The sequence below is a fragment of the Pseudomonas sp. IT-P44 genome (genome assembly GCF_949768225.1).
Classification (GTDB): Bacteria; Pseudomonadota; Gammaproteobacteria; order Pseudomonadales; family Pseudomonadaceae; genus Aquipseudomonas; species Aquipseudomonas migulae.
The window spans coordinates 43,038-62,356 of record NZ_CATKQM010000028.1 but is presented as its reverse complement, the minus strand read 5'-3'; the positions used below and the strand labels follow the sequence as shown (position 1 = coordinate 62,356).

The window sequence follows — 19,319 nt, the reverse complement described above, 5'->3', positions numbered from 1 at the left end:
GGCGCAAAGAAATTTAGGGATACGCTAAAGCTTTGCAGGTTGTCGATCAGTTATGGCCCACTGTTCGCGCTGCTTCCGTCCCTGGAGGTCACAATGCCGCCCATCATCACGCGCCTGGTGGCGCTGTTTGTTCTTTGTCTGACGCTTGAAGTGCCAGCCCAGCCCGGCGCCTGCCCAGCTGGCGAGAAACAAGTTTGCCTGGACGACTGCATCTGCCTGCCAGACCTGGGACAGGTGCTTGGCCCCGTGCCTGATGGTGTCTACCAGATCGCTGCACCTGCCCTGGCGCTGTGGCTGACCCAAGCCCACGCTGAAGTAGTCAACACCAGCATCCAACCCATCCCACCGCACATCCGCGAGCAACTGCTGCGCTGGTACGAGCCCGGTGTCCTCGATGCCGCGGGCTATAAAGTCAGCGACAACGGTCAGTTCAGTGCCGCCACTGCCATGCTGCAAAACCCCGATGTCGGAGCTGTGACGCTGATCGACATCATTCTCTTCCGGGACGCTCAAACCGCAGAACAGGATGTCGCGCTCTGGGCTCACGAACTCAAGCATGTGCAGCAGTTTCAGGAGTGGGGAGTCGATGGATTTGCCCAGCGGTATACACAGGATTTCAATGCGGTGGAGGCGCCGGCTTATGCCATACAGGCCGAGGTCAGGCGGTTTGTGCGGGGAGGGGCTGACTGAAAGGTAGCGTTCACGAAACGTCAGCACGTCATCAATGACTTCCCCGCTATACAAACGTAGTCTTGTCGATTCGCTTCCCAAGACAAGAAAAAAAACAGGAGTCATTAATGCAACCGATCCGTCTCGGTCTGGTGGGCTACGGCAAGATTGCCCAGGATCAACACGTTCCAGCGATCAACGCCAACCCCGCGTTTCAGTTGGTCGCTGTCGCAACGCAAGGGCAACCCTGCGCTGGGGTAGAGAACTTTCAGTCCCTGGGCGAGCTGCTCGAAAACGGCCCGCCTGTGGATGCGATTGCGTTTTGCACACCGCCGCAAGGACGATTCGCACTGGTGCAACAAGCGCTGGCCGCAGGCAAACACGTACTGGTCGAAAAACCTCCGTGCGCCACGTTGGGCGAAGCGATGGCGTTGGTGAATCAGGTTGCAGAGCAAAGCGTCAGCGGTCTGTTCGCCTGGCATTCACGCTACGCGCCCGGCATTGAAGCCGCTCGTGACTGGCTGGCCTCCCGCACCCTGCAAAGCGTACAGATCGACTGGAAGGAAGACGTGCGCAAGTGGCACCCCGGCCAGGCATGGATCTGGCACCCCGGCGGCCTGGGCGTCTTCGATCCCGGCATCAATGCCTTGTCGATTGCAACTCATCTGCTGCCACTGTCGCTGTTTGTCGAGTCCGCCGAACTGCGCGTCCCCGACAACTGCCAGTCGCCTATCGCCGCGTCCATCAAAATGTCCGACGCGCGCCACCTCGATGTCCGCGCGGAGTTCGATTTCGACCACGGTCATGATGAGCTCTGGAGCATCGAGATTCGCTGCGCCGAAGGCATCCTGCGACTGGACAACGGCGGCGCACTCTTGAGTATCGACGGCGTGCGCCAGGCCGTATCGGAGGAGGGTGAGTACGCGGCGGTGTATCGACATTTTCAACAGCTGATTGGCGACAAGGCCAGTGACCTGGATCTCCAGCCGCTGCGACTGGTCGCCGATAGCTTTTTTGTCGGCAGCCGGGCGTTGGTTGAGCCGTTCTACGATTAGTGGCTGCTCAGGTAAAGGCATTGGCGTGTCGGCAGGCAACGTGGTCTTGTGCCGAGTTCTTTCGCGCCAATCGACAACCTCTACGCCTGGGGTTGCACGCTACTCTGCTGCCTTGAGCGTGTTGACCTGAACCAGGAGCGTTGAAGTCTCGGAGGTTTCCACGAACAGGTCATAGGCCTCCAGATAGAGGTACGCATTGCTTGTCTTCAGTGCGCTATCGGTGACGCATGTAACCTTGCGCGCCATTCCCTGCAACGAGGCAACTGTTTGTGTAGCAGGGAAGGATTCACCCACCGAACACTCAAATTTCTGCACGAAAGTTTTGCCAGCGCTGTCAGTAAATTTTTTGCTGTAGGCGATATCGCTCCCGGGTTTCAGGTTTTGCCAATCGCCATCTAGGTCGATGTCTGCAAGGTTGCTTCGCTGGTCGGTTTTGCCCGCGATCTGAGATCGGCTCGTTGCTGCAAGTTCGATCATCCCGCGCCAGCGCAGTCTCACGCTCTCGCTGCCTAACGCTCCCGTTGCCTGCTCGCGCCAGATCCCGCGAGCCGGGCCCGGTTGCAGATACAAGTCCATTGGATGGTCGTTGATCACGGCGCGCGGCACCAGTGGGGAGGAGGCGTTGTAAGTGAATTGCAAATGACTGAGCGTGTGGGTCGGTTGTCCCTGTGGCAGTGCGCTTACCTGTGCCAATAGTGGTGCCGAAGCCTCTGGCGTCAGCATGTTCGGCGGCAATTTTTTCCGGATGACTGGCGTGGCGAGTTGCGCCATGTTGGCGGGTTCGGCGCACACGGCGCCAATCAGTCGGGCGCGTTGTTCTTTGTCCAGGGCGCTATCAAGCGGCTGACCGGGCGGTGGCAGCAAAATGTCCTCGCCCAGGCGATAAGCCAAGCGGGTGCTGGCCTGTCGGGTCGTACAGTCGACTTCGATACGCTCGAACTGGCGGCCATAGGGCTTGCCTTCGCTTTCATCCAGGCGGGTGCGGCCATAGTCGATGCCCGCCCATATCGAACGCCGCGAGTTCTCTATGGCCAGTGTGCCCGGGTCTAGTAACAAGACGTCTTCGGTTTCGCCGGGCAACTGCTTCCAGGCACTGTTCCTGACTGCCTGGCACATCTGCTGGGCGATGTTGCGCGCTGGGTCTGCTGGCAGGACGTAAGGGCTGTTCCAGTCCTTTTCGCGTCGATAATCCATGGCCAAAGTCGACAAGTTGCAGCCAGCGAAAAGCCGGGCCTGGGTGGCCGGCGCGGCGCCTTCGGCCGGCACGTTAACCATCACCATGGCCGTTTGGTCGAGTCTCAGCGTGGTATCCAATGGCAAAGGCCGGGCTTGTATCCGGGTCATCATGGCTTGATTTTGTACGAGGCGCTCGGCAGACATCCGCTTATAGTAATCGGCCATCCCGTTGCCTTGCAGGGCACAACCCGTGAGGGACACGGCAAAAACGGCGCCCGTCAGGCGAAATACAATACTCACGGCAAACAGCTCCTTAGCGCCCTATATCAAGACCATTTGAATCGGCTTGACCGTCAAAACCTTTAGGGCGGCGAGTGGCTGCGTTTGTTTTCGTTCTTCAGATTTTCCTGGCGGGGGCGGCGTCATCACCCAATCAGTTGCCATGACGCCTGTTCACCTGGACGCCAATTCAATTGGTGACCAACAGCTCCGGGCCGAGGTAGTCGTTGATGTGGTCGATGTCGTCGTCGCCCAGGCTGCCCACCGAAGAGGCCAGGCGCAGGCGCGACATCAAGTAACGCAGCTTCGCCTCGAACAGATCGTGGCGTGCAACGAAGAGCAGTTCTTCGGCATTGAGGACGTCCGAGTTGGTGCTGGTGCCTCCTTCCTTGAAACCCTTGCGTGTGGACAGCAGAGAGCGTTCGTTGGACTCTACGGCCCGCTCCAGGGCGTGAATACGTTTGGCGCCGCTCTGTACGCCGGCGTACTCGCGGGTGGTGCCGGAGATGACTTCCTGTCGCGTGGCGTCGAGTTCGTCCAGGGCCTTGGAACTATTGGAACTGGCCTGGCGTGCCAGCGCGCTGGTGCCGCCACCGTTGTACAGCGGGAAATTGACTTCCAGCCCGATTGAGCCGTAGCGGTTGCGTTGATTCAGCTCGGAGATGGATTGGCTATCGCCCGCGGTGTAGCCGGCAACGAAATCCAGTGTCGGCCAGTGGCCCGCCTTGACGCGCTTCACTTCTTCTTCAGCAAGGTCGCTGCTATGACGGCGCGCATGGATCAGCGGGCTGTCGGTCTGAGCCTTGACCAACCAGTCCTGCAGGTTGCTCGGCAGCAGCGGTGGCGTATCGAAAGTCGGACGCAAGGTGGTCAACGATTCTGGGGTTTCTCCGATGTACTCCTCAAGCTTGCGGCGGGCATTGATCAGGTTGTCCTGCGCTTCGATCAGCTCGGCATCGGCAAGGTCGCGGCGAGCGATCGACTCGTCGATGTCGGTGACGGTGCCGGCCCCCAGCTCCATGCGCCGTTTCGCCGAAGCGAGTTGCTCCTCGAAGGCGTTCAGCTTGGACTTGGCGAGGACGATGGTTTCGCTGGCCAACAGCACGTCGAAATAGCTTTCGGCGAGGCGCACCGCGGCGTCCTGACTCTTGGCATCGAACACCGCGACGCTGTAGTCGGCACGCTGTTTACCCTGGCGGTACTCGGCCATTTTCTGTTTGTTGAACAGCGGCTGGCGCAAGCGCACGTTGGCGCCCTTGGAGTCGTAGTCCAGATCCCTCTCGATGCCGCTCTGGCGCTGGGTGCCATTGACCTTGTTGTCGTAGGCCGAGGCACTGATCTGCGGCAGCAGACCGGCCTGGCCGATGGCGCGGTTTTCCAGGCCGGCCTCCTTTTCATGCACAGCGGCGCGATAGACGGGGCCTTGGTACTGCAACAGATCCCACGCTTGTTTGAGATCAATGGCGCTGGCAGGCAGAGACAGCGATAGCAGGCAGGCGAACAGGCAATGACGGTCCATTTCATTGTTCCTTGAAAGAGCTGTCAACACGGTCGAGCATTGGTTTCAGAAGATAGCTCATCATGTTGCGCTCGCCAGTTTTGATGGTGACGCTGGCGGGCATGCCGGGACGAATGTGATTGCTGCCAAGCAGGTTCATGCCATCGGGTGTGACTTCTACCTGAGCCAGATAGAACGGTTGCTTGCTTTCCTCGTCCATCAGGCGGTCGGCGGAAACGGTCTTCACGCGGCCGGGGATGTTGGGCGTCTGGGCATGGTTGAAGGCCGGGAAGGCAATGTCCACGGCCAGGCCAGGGACCATCTTGTCGATGGCCTGCACGGGAATCATTGCGTCGACCTGCAGCGGCTCGTTGTCCGGAACGATTTCCATGATCTTGAAGCCGGGCTGGATGATCCCGCCGACAGTCGCAATGCTCAGGGACTGGACCATGCCATCGATGGGCGATCGAATCACCGTGTGGGTCACTTCATAGTCCAGCGCACGCAAGCGGTCGGCCAGGGTGGTGTTTTCCTTGGCGGTGTCGGTGAGCTGCGATTCGACTTCCTTCAGATAATCGTGCTGGCGCTGCAGGATGCGCAGCTTGATTTCGGTGGTCTGGCTACGCACACGAGCGATGTTGTTGAGGTTCTCGGCCTGGCCGGCGGAGAGGTCGGCATTGCTGCGCTCCAGCTCCAGCAGGCGGTTGCGCGGCACATAGCCTTCGGCAGCCAGCACGCGGGTGCCTTTCAGTTCCTGGTTGAGGAAGTTGATCTGCGAGGCGCGGGCGCCATAGACCTGTTGCAGGCCCTTGAGCTGCACTGCCGACGCCGCGAGGTTTTCCTGCAGGATGCTGATTTCGCCAGCGAGGCCGGCGCGTCGGGTGTTCAGCAGGCGTTGCTGCAGATCCATGGCAGCCAGCAGGCGGTGGTCATTCCCGAAGCGCTTGAACAGTTCGGGATCGAAGTTCACTACGTCGAGGTTGTCACGTTCCGCTTCCAGGCGGTTTTCCACGGTCTTGCTGACGATGTACTGGGCGCTGACCGCACCCTGTTCGGCAAGGGCGCGCAGCGAATCGAGGCGGACCACCTCCTGGCCTTTTTTCACGGAATCGCCTTCGCGGACAAGAATGGCCTCCACGGTGCCGCCGCTCAGATGCTGCACGGCTTTGCGATTGCTGGTGACTTTTACCGTGCCTGTCGCTACCACGCCGGCATCCAGCGGCGCCAGCCACGACCACAGGAGGAAGCCGCCGAAACCGGCGAGTACCAGCCACAGGCCCCTGCGCACAGGTTTGGCGACGTCCAGATCTACATCGTTCCTGGGATCGACGTGAATCATCTCGGTGTGTTGGCTCATTTGCATGATCGGTCACTCCCGCGTTTTGACGGAGGCAAGCGGAGTCGACGCGCCTGCAGGCATCACACTCGCCTTGCGCAGCGCTGCGAATACTTCGTCGCGAGTGCCGAGCATCTGCACGCCGCCGTCACGCAGCATCAGCACCTTGTCGACGGCGCAGAGCACATTGGGACGGTGGGAAATCAGAATGACGGTGGCGCCACGGTCTTTGAGTTGGGCCAGCGCATCGACCAACGCCTTTTCACCGACGTCGTCGAGGTTGGCGTTCGGCTCATCGAGCACAATCAGATTGGGGTCTCCATACAGCGCGCGGGCCAAGGCGATGCGTTGCTTCTGGCCACCGGAAAGCGGGCTGCCATCGGTGCCCAGGCGGGTCTCATAACCTTGCGCAAAACGCAGGATCATCTCGTGCACGCCCGTCGTTCTGGCGGCGCGGATGACCGCGTCGCTGTCCACTTCGCCAAAGCGCGCAATGTTGTCGGCGATGGTGCCTTCGAACAGTTCCACGTCCTGTGGCAGGTAACCGAGCCAAGGGCCAAGTTCGCCTTTGTTCCAGGTGAATATGTCTGCGCCGTCGAGGCGCACCTTGCCGGCCTGTGCCGGCCAGACGCCGACCAGCAGGCGGGCGAGGGTGGATTTGCCCGAGGCGGATGGGCCGATAATGCCAAGGCTTTCGCCGGGGGAAAGGTTGAAGCTCACCCCGCGCAGAATCGTGTTGTTGGTGCCGGGGGAGCCGGCGTACACATTCTCCACCGCCAGCATGCCCAGCGGCCGTTGCAGCGACATGCTTGGTGGCCGGCGCGGAAAGTCGTTGAGCATTTCATTCAACCGGCCCCAGGCCGAGCGGCAGCCAAGCAGTTGCTTCCACGACGCGATGACTTGTTCCACCGGGCCCAGCGCACGACCGGTAAGGATCGAGCAGGCAATCATCATCCCGGGGGTGATCTTGCCTTCGATCGCCAGCAGCGCACCGGCGCCGAGGATCAGCGATTGCAAGGTGATACGCACGAAGCGCCCGGTGCTGCTGATCAGGGCGGCCCGGTCTGAGGCCAGGGTCTGCATTTCCAGAATGCGCAAATGGCTTTGGTACCAGCGCTTGCCGATCGACGGCAACATGCCCATGGCCTCGATGACCTCGGCGTTGCGCAGGTTGTTGTTGGCGTAGGTGGCGGAGGAGAGGGCGGCCTGATTGGCTTCGGCCAGCGGCTTTTGCGTCGCCTTCTCGGTGAGGTAAGCCAGGCCCATCAGAATCAGCGAGCCGATGAGCGTGACCAGTCCGAGCAGCGGGTGGATCAGGTAGGCGACCAGCAGGTAGATCGGCGTCCATGGCGCATCAAAGAACGCGAACAGGCTGTTGCCGGTGAGGAACTGACGCACCTGCGCGAGATCCTGCAGGGCCTGGGCCGGATTGCCTCCGGCGCGGTTCAGGTTGCGCTCGAATGCGGCGGTGAAAATGCGTCGATTGAGGTCCATGTCAAGGCAGTTGCCGACCCGGATCAGCACACGGGTGCGGAACATTTCAAGCGTGGACATCAGCAAGAACAGGCCTATCACCAGAACGGTCAGCATCGTCAACGTTGTGACGTTGCGACTGACCAAGGCTCGATCATAGACCTGCAACATGTAAACGGCTGGCGTCAACATCATGACGTTGATGACGCCGCTGAAACCTGCCAGGGAGTAAAAACTACGACGAAGTCGGAAGAGTGCGTCAGCCAGTTCGGATCGAGAGTTCGACTGCTTGTGCATTTGGCTGACCCCCTCTTCAAAAAGCCGTTTGCCCTTGCGGAGCAGCAGCTAACAGATTTAGTCCCGTGGGTAGCCGTCGATACGCAGGTTCGCTCTCGGGCGAATCTCGTGCAAATTTCTGCGTTGCTCCCGTAGCAAGCAGCGTAGGTCGCGGCGAAACAATCTGAAATAACATTTCGCTCTAATGGTGCGTCAATCTTTCTATAAGTCCATTAAAAACAGCGAGTTGAGAGGCTTAGCACCGGTCGTCCGGTTTGTCCGTCGTAAAATTGACAATTTTTTGCTATCCAACTTTAGTCTTACTCATTGACGACAACCGTCCGCCTGAAGTCTGTCAACTCTTTGGCAGCGAAAAGCGCGGTGGTTCTCCGAAGGAGCACAGCATGTCGATCACTTCGTTCTACTGCAGAGGGAAGGGGCTGTTCAGCAAGTTCGCCTTGACCTCAAGTTTCCATGGCCCGCCTAGGGCCCGGGTTCGCTCTGCCTGATCGCTTAGCGAGCCATTCTTTCGCGAGTTCCGCGAATTCCAGGCGCGCATACCGGGGGCCGTACTAACGGCTTTGCCTTCCCGTGTCAGCTCTCGCCAAAAAAATGAACCTACACACTGCGCAAGCCAGCACCTGACTGGGCGCGGGAGGATTCTTTTCGTCCCGTGCCCTTCACCAAAGAAATCGAGGGCAAGCAAAATGGCCAATTTCAACAAGTCCGACCTGGAGTTCATCCTCAAACAGATTTTCATCGCAGAAGCACATGCCGACGGCGCCAGCCTCAGTGATTTGCTACCCAACAGTCAGGTGCCTTTCGGCCTGCGCACCGTCGATGGCAGCTACAACAACCTGGTGACCGGGCAAAGTGAGTTTGGCGCTGCGGACAATGCCTTCCCGCGCCTGCTGGACCCCTCGTTTCTGGCGTCATACTCCGGGACAGGGGATGTGATCGACCCACAACCACGGATTATCAGTAACCTGATCGTTGATCAGACCGCCAACAACCCGGCTGCGGTTGCGGCGAACGGCGGTGCCGATCCGGTCATCAGCCCAGGTCCCGATGGTGTCTTCGGCACGGATGACGACAAACAAGTGTTCTTCATCCCCAACCAGTCCGCGGACGCCGGACTGACTGCGGGCTTCAACTCGTGGATGACTTTCTTCGGCCAGTTCTTCGACCACGGCCTCGACCTGGTCAGCAAGAGCGCTACCGATTTTGTGTTTATTCCGTTGCAGCCGGACGATCCGTTGTTCGTGCCGGGCAGTCCGACCAACTTCATGGTGCTGCCACGGGCCGTGCGTACGGCCGGCGCGGACGGAATTGTTGGCACGACGGACGATGGGCAGCTCAACACCACCTCGCCGTTCGTAGACCAAAGCCAGACTTACAGCTCACACCCCTCGCATCAGGTATTTCTGCGCGAGTACGTCATCAACGCGGCAGGTGACCCTGTTGCAACCGGGCGCTTGATTACCAATCGCGATCTGGGCGCCGATGGCGAGTTCGGCACTGCCGATGATGGCGGCGCCGAAAATGGCGGCATGGCGACCTGGGCAGTGGTCAAGGCCCAGGCCCGTGACATTCTCGGCATCAACCTGACCGACGCCGATGTGCACAACGTGCCGCTGCTGGCGACCGACGCGTATGGCAACTTCATCCGTGGCCCGGGCGGTATGCCGCAGGTGGTGATGCGCATCAGCAACGGCGCAGACGGTATCGCCGGTACGGCGGATGACATCACGCAACTGGTCGAAGGCAACCGGGATGCTCCGATCAGTCTGGCCAACGCCGTGAGCACCGGGCATGGCTTCCTCGACGACATCGCGCACAATGCCGCGCCGGTGCTCGTCGACGGGGTTTTGCAGGCGGATGGTGACACCGAAATCGGCAATGCGCAGCCAGTGGGCGCGGGCGGCAACAACCTGACCTACGACAACGAGCTGCTCGACGCTCACTACATTGCCGGCGATGGCCGGGCGAACGAAAACATCGGCCTGACCACTGTGCACCATGTGTTCCACTCCGAACACAACCGCCTGGTCCAGCAGTCCAAGGAAACCATCCTGGCCTCTGGCGATCTGGCGTTTCTCAATGAGTGGCTGGCAGACGACGTCGCGGCAATTCCGACTACTCCCGCCGAAATCGCAGGATTGGTGTGGGATGGCGAACGGCTGTTCCAGGCCGCCAAGTTCGGCACCGAGATGCAGTATCAGCACTTGGTGTTCGAGGAATTTGCGCGGACCGTTCAGCCGCAGGTCGACGAATTCCTTGCCCCCAACGGCTATGACACTTCGATCAACCCGGCCATCCTCGCCGAGTTCGCCCACGTGGTGTATCGCTTCGGTCACTCGATGCTGACCGAGACTGTCGATCGCTTCGACCCCGAATTCAATCCGGTCCTCTCTGACCCGAACAACCCTGACGCGCAACTCGGTCTGATCGCAGCCTTCCTCAACCCTCTGGCATTTGCCGGCAGCGGGGCTACCGCTGACGAAGCGGCAGGGGCGATCATTCGCGGTGTGACCCGTCAACTCGGCAACGAGATCGACGAGTTCGTCACCGAAGCGTTGCGCAACAATCTGCTGGGTCTGCCCCTCGATTTGCCGGCCCTGAACCTGGCGCGTGGTCGCGACACCGGCATCCCTACGTTGAATGAGGCGCGGCGTGAGTTTTACCAGGCAACCGGCGACAGCCAACTCAAGCCGTACATCAGTTGGGCTGACTTGGCGGAAAACCTCAAACACCCCGAATCCCTGGTCAACTTCATCGCGGCCTTCGGTACTCACGGTGCATTGACTGCGGCCGATGTGGATACGCTGGTCGAGATGCGTGCGGTCGCTGCGGCCCTGGTGTTTGGCGGCAGCGCGGTGATCAACGCCGGCACTGCCGATGAGCGTACTTTTACCGCCACTGAAGAGGATCGCCTGGCATTCCTTAACAGCTCGGGCATCTACGCCATGGTCAATGGCGTCACCACCACCGGTGTCGACGACATCGACTTCTGGGTCGGCGGCCTTGCCGAAGAGAAGATGCCGTTCGGCGGTATGCTCGGCTCCACGTTCAACTTCGTGTTTGAAACCCAGATGGAGGCGTTGCAGAACGGCGACCGGTTCTACTACCTGTCGCGTACGGCGGGCCTGAACTTCGGCACCGAGCTTGAGAACAACTCCTTCGCCAAGCTGATCATGCTCAACACCGATGTCACCCACCTGTCGAACACCGTGTTCCTGACGCCGACGTTCACTCTCGAAGTGACCCAGGCCAATCAGTTCACCGGCCTTGGCGTCGGCGGTCGTGACGACCCGACGGGCGGCATCATGATCAACGGCGTGGAAGTCGTGCCGCTGGTGATCCGCGACAACCCCGACACCGTGGGCACGGACAGTAATTTTCTGCATTACACCGGTGAAGATCATGTCGTCCTCGGCGGCACCGCCGCCGATGACATCATCATCTCCGGTGAAGGTGATGACACCGTTTACGGCGACGGCGGCAACGATGTCCTCGAGGGCGGCGCCGGGAACGATGCGGTACTTGGCGGCGCGGGCGATGACATCATCACCGACTCGTTCGGCGACAACCGCCTGGAAGGCAATGCCGGTAACGACGTGATCGTGGCCGGTAAAATGGGGGTTGCGGGCAACCTGATCCTTGGCGGCGATGGCCAGGACTTCATCATCACCACCGAAGACATCAGCACCACCTTCGGCGGTCAGGGTGACGACTTCATCCTCGGTGCCAAGACCAACCTGCCACCGACCGGCAACGAAGGTGATGACTGGATCGAGAAAGGCACCCAGGACGGTGCGCCTGGCGATAACTTCTCGCCATTGCTCAATGACGATGTGGTCGGCAACGACATCTTTGTCGGCGGTGGTGGCTTCGATGAAATGATCGGCGAGGGTGGCGATGACATCTTTGTCGGCAGCGATGCCCAGGACAAGATGGACGGCATGTCCGGGTTCGACTGGGTGACCTTCAAAAATGACCAGGTCGGCGTGACCGCCGACTTGTCCCTGGCCGCGCTGGCCCAGCCACACGGCAACGCGCCAAACCAGAACGCCGGGGTGTTCAATCCGGTCGGTGCCTCGCCGGCCTCGATTCTCGACCGTTTCGCCGAGGTCGAAGGCTTGTCCGGTTCGAATTTCGGCGACGTCCTCAAAGGCGATGATGTTGATGCGGTCACTATCCTCAACCACGGTGGTGCCACGGGTGGTGCACTGACCAATGTGGACTTGATCCGTGGACTGGCGCAGTTCCTGTCCGATGCCGGCTTGCCGACCACCGGCTTTGCCACGGGCAACATCATCCTCGGTGGCAATGGCAGTGACCTGATCGAGGGCCGCGGCGGCGATGATCTGATCGATGGCGACAAATGGATCAACGTCAGAATCGCAGTTTATGCCCCCGGCGACGTCAACCATACCGGCCCCGAGATCGCCAGCTTCGACAGCATGGCTGATATGATCCCGTTCATGCTGGACCGTACGTATAACCCTGGGCAGCTCAAGGCCGTGCGGGAAATCCTGCCCGGCACCTCGACGGGCGGGGCGGCGTTCGACACCGCGATTTTCTCCGGGCTTCAGTCCGAGTACACGGTGACCCAGGACACCCGTGGCACGGCCAACCTGGCGGACGATGTCTGGACGGTGACGGATACCGTTGCGGGTCGCGACGGCACCGATACCCTGCTGCATATCGAGCGCCTGCAATTCGCCGACACCCAGCGGGTGCTGGTACCGGGGCTGAACGCACAACCGGTCGGCAGGCCGACTGTCACGGATGGCAACGGCGGCGACATTACAGTGGGCGACACACTGACCGTGAGCATGCTCGGGGTGAGCGATGCCAACAACGTCACTGCGGGTAACCCGCAGGGTCTCGTCAACAATACTTCGGTGTCTTACTACTGGCAGTTCGAAGCCGACCCAGGCAGTGGCGTGTTCGAAGACATCATCCTGTTGCCTGCGGGTGACCTGGCGTTCCAGAGTGCCGATGGCACCTCCTTCAAGGTCTCGCCGGATCTTGCCGGGCTGTCACTGCGGGTCAAGGCTATCTACCAGGATGGCCATGGCACGACTGAAGTGGTGTTCTCGCAACCGACAGGCGTCGTGGTTCCCGGCGCACCGGTCGTGCCGACAGCACCGACACCGGTAGTCAATGCCACCGAGGGTGGCCCGGGCCTTAACATGGTCCGCTCCGACCTCAACTTCATCCTTGATCAGATCAAGATTGCCGAGGCTGAAGCGGACGGTCAGAACATCCTCTCGCTGATCCCGAACATCCGCGCGCCGCTGGGCCTGCGTGCGGTCGATGGCTCGAACAACAACCTGATGAACCTCAATGGCATCAACAACACCGAGTTTGGTGCTGCGGATAACACCTTCCCGCGTTTGACCGATCCGGTCTTCAATCCGGCGGAAGGTGCACCTGCCGGGTTCTTTGGCCCTGGCTCGCCGGCCATTCCGGGATCGTCGTATCAGCAGACCAGCGGCAATGTGTTTGACTCGCAGCCGCGCACGATCAGCAATCTGATCGTCGACCAGACGTCGAACAACCCGGCGGCGTATGCAACGGCGTACGACGTGGGCGCGGACGGTGTGCTCAACTTCGGCGCGGAGGGTAGCGACGATGTGCTCAAGGATGGCGTACGGATAGTCGCCAGCCCCGGCCTGGATGGTCAGTTCGGTACTGGCGACGACCACGATGTGTACATGTTCGAGAACACCGCTCCGGATGCCGGGTTGTCCGCGCCGTTCAACGCCTGGATGACCTTCTTCGGGCAGTTCTTCGATCACGGTCTGGACCTTGTGACCAAAGGCGGTTCGGGCACCATCTTCATCCCGCTGCAACCGGATGATCCGCTGTATGTGCCAGGCGGCAACGCTAACTTCATGGTGCTGACCCGCGCGACCAACCAGCCAGGCGCGGATGGTGTTCTCGGCACGGCCGACGACATCCATGAGCACTCCAACACCACCACGCCGTTCGTGGACCAAAACCAGACCTACAGCTCGCACCCATCGCATCAGGTGTTCTTGCGCGGGTATCTGCTGACCGATGACGGACCCATCGCGACGGGCAGGCTGATCACCAACCGTGACCTGGGGGCGGATGGCAAGTTTGGTACCTCAGACGACAGCGAAATCGGTGGCATGGCCACCTGGAAAGTGGTCAAGGCGCAAGCCAACGACATTCTGGGTATCCACCTGACCGACGCTGACGTCGACAACGCTCCGTTGTTGGCGACCGATGCCTATGGCAATTTCATCAAGGGGCCGAACGGCTTCCCGATGGTCGTGATGAAAGGCCTTGACGGTCTTGGCGGTACGGCGGATGACGAGCTTGTCGAAGGTAATCCGCTTGCCCCTATTGACCTGACCAATGCTGTGCGCACCGGTCACCAGTTCCTCGTCGACATTGCCCACAATGCCGCGCCGGTGTTCATCGGTGGCGTGCTCGCGCCTGATGGCGATTCTGAAACTGGCAACGACGTGCCGGTCAATCCACAAACCGGGGCCAACCTGGCCTACGACAACGAGTTGCTGGATGCGCACTACATCGCTGGCGACGGCCGGGTCAACGAGAACATCGGCCTGACGGCGGTGCATGCGATCTTCCACTCCGAGCACAATCGGCTGGTCGCGCAAACCAAAGACACCGTGCTCGACTCGGGTGACGTGGCTTTCCTGAACGAATGGCTGCTCAATCCAGTGAGCGCGTTGCCGGTCAATCAGGCGGAGATCGATGCGTTGGTATGGAATGGCGAACGCCTGTTCCAGGCGGCCAAGTTCGGCACCGAGATGCAGTATCAGCATCTGGTGTTCGAGGAATTTGCCCGGACCATCCAGCCTAACGTCGACCTGTTTTTCGCACCGACCCAGGTCTATGACGTTGACCTCGATGCCTCGATCGTCGCCGAGTTCGCCCACACCGTGTACCGGTTTGGCCACTCGATGCTGACCGAGACCGTCGATCGCTTCGACGTTGATTTCAACGTGATCGGCGATCCGAACAGTGCTGATCCCGATCAGCAACTGGGCCTGATCGCGGCGTTCCTCAACCCGTTGGCGTACGCCGCCAGTGGCGTGACGCCTGAGGACGCGACCAGTGCGATCGTGCGTGGGATCACTCGGCAAGCCGGTAACGAAATCGACGAGTTCGTCACCGAGGCGCTGCGCAATAACCTGCTCGGGCTGCCGCTCGACCTGCCGGCGATCAACATCGCCCGTGGCCGCGACGTGGGGATTCCTTCACTCAACGCGATTCGCCGCGACATCTACAGCCAAACCGGTGACACCCAACTCAAGCCGTACACCAGCTGGGTCGACCTGGTGCAGCACCTCAAACATCCGGAGTCGTTGATCAACTTCATTGCAGCCTATGGCACCCATGAGACGATCACGACGGCGACCACGCTGGAAGGCAAACGCGCTGCCGCCATGGCACTGGTGTTCGGTGGTACGGGGGCGCCGGATGACCGCCTGGACTTCCTCAACGGCACCGGTGACTGGACCAACGTAACGCGGGCTGGCAAGGATGGCGTGCTGGGAACAGCCGACGATCTGAAGGGCGTGACTATCACGGGGGTCGATGCCATCGACCTGTGGATCGGCGGCCTGGCCGAAGCGAAAACGCCGTTCGGCGGCATGCTCGGCTCGACCTTCAACTTCGTGTTCGAGAACCAGCTGGAAAAACTGCAGGATGGCGACCGCTTCTACTACCTGGAACGTACCGCTGGCCTGTCGATGAATGCCGAGCTTGAAAGCAACTCGTTCGCCAAGCTGATCATGGCCAACACCTCGGCCACGCACTTGCCGGGCCTGGTGTTCTCGGACGTTGCGTTCTATCTGGAAAGGGACCAGAGCAAGCAATTCAACGATGGCCTGGGCAATGCCGATCCGCTTGGCGAAAACGGCGAGCAGGTGGTGTTCCGCGACAACCCGCTGACCGCAGGGCCGGACGCCAACTACATCAAATACACCGGTGCAGAGCACATCGTGATGGGCGGCACCAACAGCGCCGATATTCTCATCGCGAGTGAGGGGGATGACACGATCTGGGGCGACGGCGGCAACGATCGCATCGAAGGCGGTGACGGCAACGACCAACTGCGCGGCGGCTCCGGCGACGACATCATCACCGACAAGGGCGGCGACGATAACATCCAGGGTGGCGACGGCAACGACGTGCTGCACGGAGGTAACGGCGTCAACCTGATCATCGGCGGGTTCGGCAATGACTTCATCGTGACCGGTGAGGACGCCTCCGAAGCCATTGGTGGTCATGGCAACGACTTCATCCTGGGCAGCAAAGCCAACGAACAGGACATGGGTAACGAAGGCGACGACTGGATCGAGAAGGGCACTTCGGACGGTGCACCTGGCGACAACTTCGACCCGCTCGGCAACGACCCTATCGTTGGCCACGATGTGTTCATCGGCGGTAACGAGAACGATAAGTTCAACGGCGAAGGCGGCGATGACATCATGGTCGGCAGTCTCGGCTTCGGTGATCGCTATATCGGCGGCTCCGGCTTTGACTGGGCAACCTTCAAGGGGCTCGCACAGGGCGTGACCATCGATTTCACGGACCGTTTCTTCGATGTTCCGCCAGTACCGGGTTCAGGTGCTTCGGCGCTGGTGCGTTTCGACATCATGGAAGGTCTGTCGGGTTCGTCGCACGGTGACTTCCTGCGCGGTGATAACGAAGACGCCACATCGCTGCCTACTGCGGGTGCAACCGGCAGTGTGCTGACCAACATCGACCTGATCAACGGCCTGGCGGATCTGCTGCCAGCCGGAGCGACGTTCTTCGATGGCGGCAACATCATCCTCGGCGGTAGCGGCAGCGACCTGATCGAAGGTCGCGGCGGTGACGACATCATTGATGGTGACAAGTGGCTGAACGTACGCATCAGCGTACGGGCGAACGCTGACGGCACTGGCGATGAAATCGCCACGTTCGACAGCATGGAGCCACTGGTGCCGTTTATGCTGAACGGCACGTACAACCCTGGCCAACTGGTCATCGTGCGGGAGATTCTGACCGGCACTGACAGCTTCGATACGGCGTTGTTCTCCGGTACTTTGGGGGAATACGGCATCGAGATCGATGGCGACACTGTCATCGTGACCGACTCGGTGCTTGGGCGTGATGGCGTCGATCGCCTGACGGGCATCGAGCGTCTGCAGTTCGCTGACGTTGCGATACCGTCCGGAGTCGGCACCGTGCAAAACAGCGACCCATCGGGTCACCTGGCAATCCTCGATGCGACTACCGGTGTGCGTGAAGATACGCCAGTCGCCGGCCAGTTGTTGCGCGTCAGCGGTGCGGGGGTACACGACGCGGACAACCAGAGTGCGGCCAATCCGACCGGCGCGATAACCGGTGGGGTGGCTTACTACTGGCAGGTCGAAACCATTCCCGGTACGGGCGTCTATGAAGACATCACCTTTGTCGCCGCTGGCGAGGCAACGCGGGCGACTGGCTCCACCTTCCTGGTGGGCCCCGATGAGGCGGGTCTGAACATCCGCGTCCGGGCGGTGTACCAGGATGCCCAGGGCACGCTGGAGATCGTCGAATCGTCCGGCAACAGTGAACCGACCGAAGGGGCGACCGTTACCGGGCTTGCCGTGCAGAACCAGCTGTTGACCGCCGACACGTCGACCATCGTCGACGCCGATGGCCTGACCAATCCGCAGTTCACCTACCAGTGGCAGGCGAACGACGGGCTTGGCTTCGTCAACATCGCTGGCGCTACCGGTAGCACGTTCTCGCTTGGCCAGGCTCAGGTCGGCCAGGAAGTGCGCGTGATGATCGGTTACGTCGATAACTTCGGTGTGGCCGAAAGCGTTGCGTCCAACATCCTGGGGCCGGTGGACAACGTCAACGATGCACCGACAGGCGCGTTGCTGATCAGCGATACGACACCGGATCAAGGGCAAGTGCTGACGGCGCTGACTGCCGGGATTGCCGATGTGGACGGGCTGGGCACCTTCAGCTACCAATGGCAGCAAGGTATCGGTGCTTCCTTCTCCAACATAAACGGCGCGACGGCCTCGACCTTCACCCCGGGTGTGGCGCAGGGCAACCTGCAAATACGGGTGATCGTGCGCTACACCGACGGCTTCGGCACGCTGGAGACGTTGACTTCCGCGGCAACCGCAGCGGTTGCGGTGCTCAGTGGCGTAGTGCTGCAAGGTAACGCACAGGCGAACACCCTCACCGGCGGCGCCGGTAACGATGTGCTGCTTGGCCTGGGCGGGAGCGATACGCTGAATGGCCTGGCCGGTACCGACCAGTTGTTTGGCGGCAATGGCAACGACATCCTCAACGGTGGAGACGACAACGACATCCTCAATGGCGAGGACGGTAACGACACCCTCAACGGCGGGCTTGGCGCGGATGCCATGAACGGCGGTGCCGGCAACGACACCTATGTGGTCGACAACGTCGGTGACCTTATCACCGAGGCGGTGGGTGGCGGTACCGATCTGGTGCAAACCGCCTTCGCGAGCTACCTGCTCGATGCCAACGTCGAGAACCTGACCTATACCGGTGCCGGTAACTTCACAGGTACCGGTAACGCACTGGCCAACACCATCACCGGCGGGGTGGGTAACGACCTCCTCGATGGCGGTGCGGGTGCAGACCGGATGGTCGGGGGCGCGGGCAACGATACCTACATCGTCGATGCAGCCACAGACGTGGTGGTCGAGGTGGCGGGTGGCGGTACGGACACCGTGCAGACTTCGTTGGCCAGCTACACGCTGAGCGGTAATGTCGAGAACCTAACCTACACCGGAGTCGGCAACTTCGCCGGCAGCGGCAACGGGTTGAACAACGTCATCACCGCCGGGGCGGGTAACGACACCCTCAATGGTGGCGGCGGCAACGACATCCTCACCGGCAACAGTGGCAACGACACACTCAACGGCGACGCGGGTAACGACCAACTGGTGGGTGGCATTGGCACCGATACCCTGAACGGCGGCAATGGCGATGACAGCCTCGACGGAGGTGACGGGGCGGATACATTGAATGGCGGGGCAGGCAGCGACACGCTGCTCGGCGGGCTGGGTGATGACAGCCTGGATGGCGGTACCGGCACCGATCTGCTCCAGGGCGGCGATGGCAATGACACGCTGCTCGGTGGAGATGCTAACGACACCTTGCTGGGTGGTATCGGCAATGACTTTATCGATGGCGGTACAGGCAACGATACAGTCACGGGCGGTGCCGGCAACGACATGATGGTTGCCAGCAATGGCAACGATATCTTCATGTTCTCAGCGGGCTTCGGGGTCGATCAGATCATTGGCTTCGATGCCAACGCGGCAGGAGGGCAGGACCGCCTCGATATCTCCGCGATGAACATCACGGCTGCGACCTTTGCCGGCAGCGTCACCATCGCCGATGTCGGTGCGGATACCCTGGTCAGCTTCGCTGGTGCTGACTCCATCCGCCTGGTCGGTGTGGCCGATGCGACAACCGTCACTGCCACGGACTTCATTCTCACCACTTGAGGTACTGATCAGCACGCTTG

General features: G+C 60.7%; 7 protein-coding genes. 3 read left to right on the top strand and 4 right to left on the bottom strand.

What is annotated here, in order from left to right; genetic code table 11:
* Positions 1-93: 93 nt before the first annotated feature.
* Both ACM6IO_RS16500 and ACM6IO_RS16495 read left to right on the top strand, forming a co-directional pair.
* Positions 94-690, top strand: coding sequence for an eCIS core domain-containing protein (locus tag ACM6IO_RS16500; RefSeq protein ID WP_032832496.1), 597 nt, complete (start codon positions 94-96; stop codon positions 688-690).
* 107 nt (positions 691-797) lie between these two features.
* A complete protein-coding gene (locus ACM6IO_RS16495; RefSeq protein ID WP_414911861.1) occupies positions 798-1,724 on the top strand; it encodes a Gfo/Idh/MocA family protein in 927 nt (308 codons plus the stop codon).
* Between the two features lie 99 nt (positions 1,725-1,823).
* On the opposite strand, the gene ACM6IO_RS16490 is transcribed toward ACM6IO_RS16495, so the two are convergent.
* The 4 genes from ACM6IO_RS16490 to ACM6IO_RS16475 all read right to left on the bottom strand — a co-directional run bounded on the left by ACM6IO_RS16490 (position 1,824) and on the right by ACM6IO_RS16475 (position 7,783).
* Positions 1,824-3,200, bottom strand: a complete 1,377-nt coding sequence (locus ACM6IO_RS16490; protein WP_414911860.1) for a hypothetical protein — start codon at positions 3,198-3,200, stop codon at positions 1,824-1,826.
* Positions 3,201-3,369: 169 nt separating this feature from the next.
* Entirely contained in the window at positions 3,370-4,698 is a 1,329-nt protein-coding gene (locus ACM6IO_RS16485) for a TolC family outer membrane protein (protein WP_192496324.1), read from the bottom strand.
* Between the two features lies 1 nt (position 4,699).
* Entirely contained in the window at positions 4,700-6,040 is a 1,341-nt protein-coding gene (locus ACM6IO_RS16480) for an HlyD family type I secretion periplasmic adaptor subunit (RefSeq protein WP_008039525.1), read from the bottom strand.
* 6 nt (positions 6,041-6,046) lie between these two features.
* Entirely contained in the window at positions 6,047-7,783 is a 1,737-nt protein-coding gene (locus tag ACM6IO_RS16475; RefSeq protein ID WP_008024527.1) for a type I secretion system permease/ATPase, read from the bottom strand.
* Positions 7,784-8,469: 686 nt separating this feature from the next.
* Here ACM6IO_RS16475 and ACM6IO_RS16470 point away from each other — a divergent pair.
* Entirely contained in the window at positions 8,470-19,299 is a 10,830-nt protein-coding gene (locus ACM6IO_RS16470) for a peroxidase family protein (protein ID WP_414911859.1), read from the top strand.
* The last annotated feature ends 20 nt before the right edge of the window (positions 19,300-19,319 follow it).

Coding starts and splice junctions, on each gene's coding strand:
- ACM6IO_RS16495 (WP_414911861.1), top strand. CDS start 798: ATGCAACCGATCCGTCTCGGTCTGGTGGGCTACGGCAAGATTGCCCAG.
- ACM6IO_RS16470 (WP_414911859.1), top strand. CDS start 8,470: ATGGCCAATTTCAACAAGTCCGACCTGGAGTTCATCCTCAAACAGATT.
- ACM6IO_RS16485 (WP_192496324.1), bottom strand. CDS start 4,698: ATGGACCGTCATTGCCTGTTCGCCTGCCTGCTATCGCTGTCTCTGCCT.
- ACM6IO_RS16475 (WP_008024527.1), bottom strand. CDS start 7,783: ATGCACAAGCAGTCGAACTCTCGATCCGAACTGGCTGACGCACTCTTC.
- ACM6IO_RS16480 (WP_008039525.1), bottom strand. CDS start 6,040: ATGCAAATGAGCCAACACACCGAGATGATTCACGTCGATCCCAGGAAC.
- ACM6IO_RS16500 (WP_032832496.1), top strand. CDS start 94: ATGCCGCCCATCATCACGCGCCTGGTGGCGCTGTTTGTTCTTTGTCTG.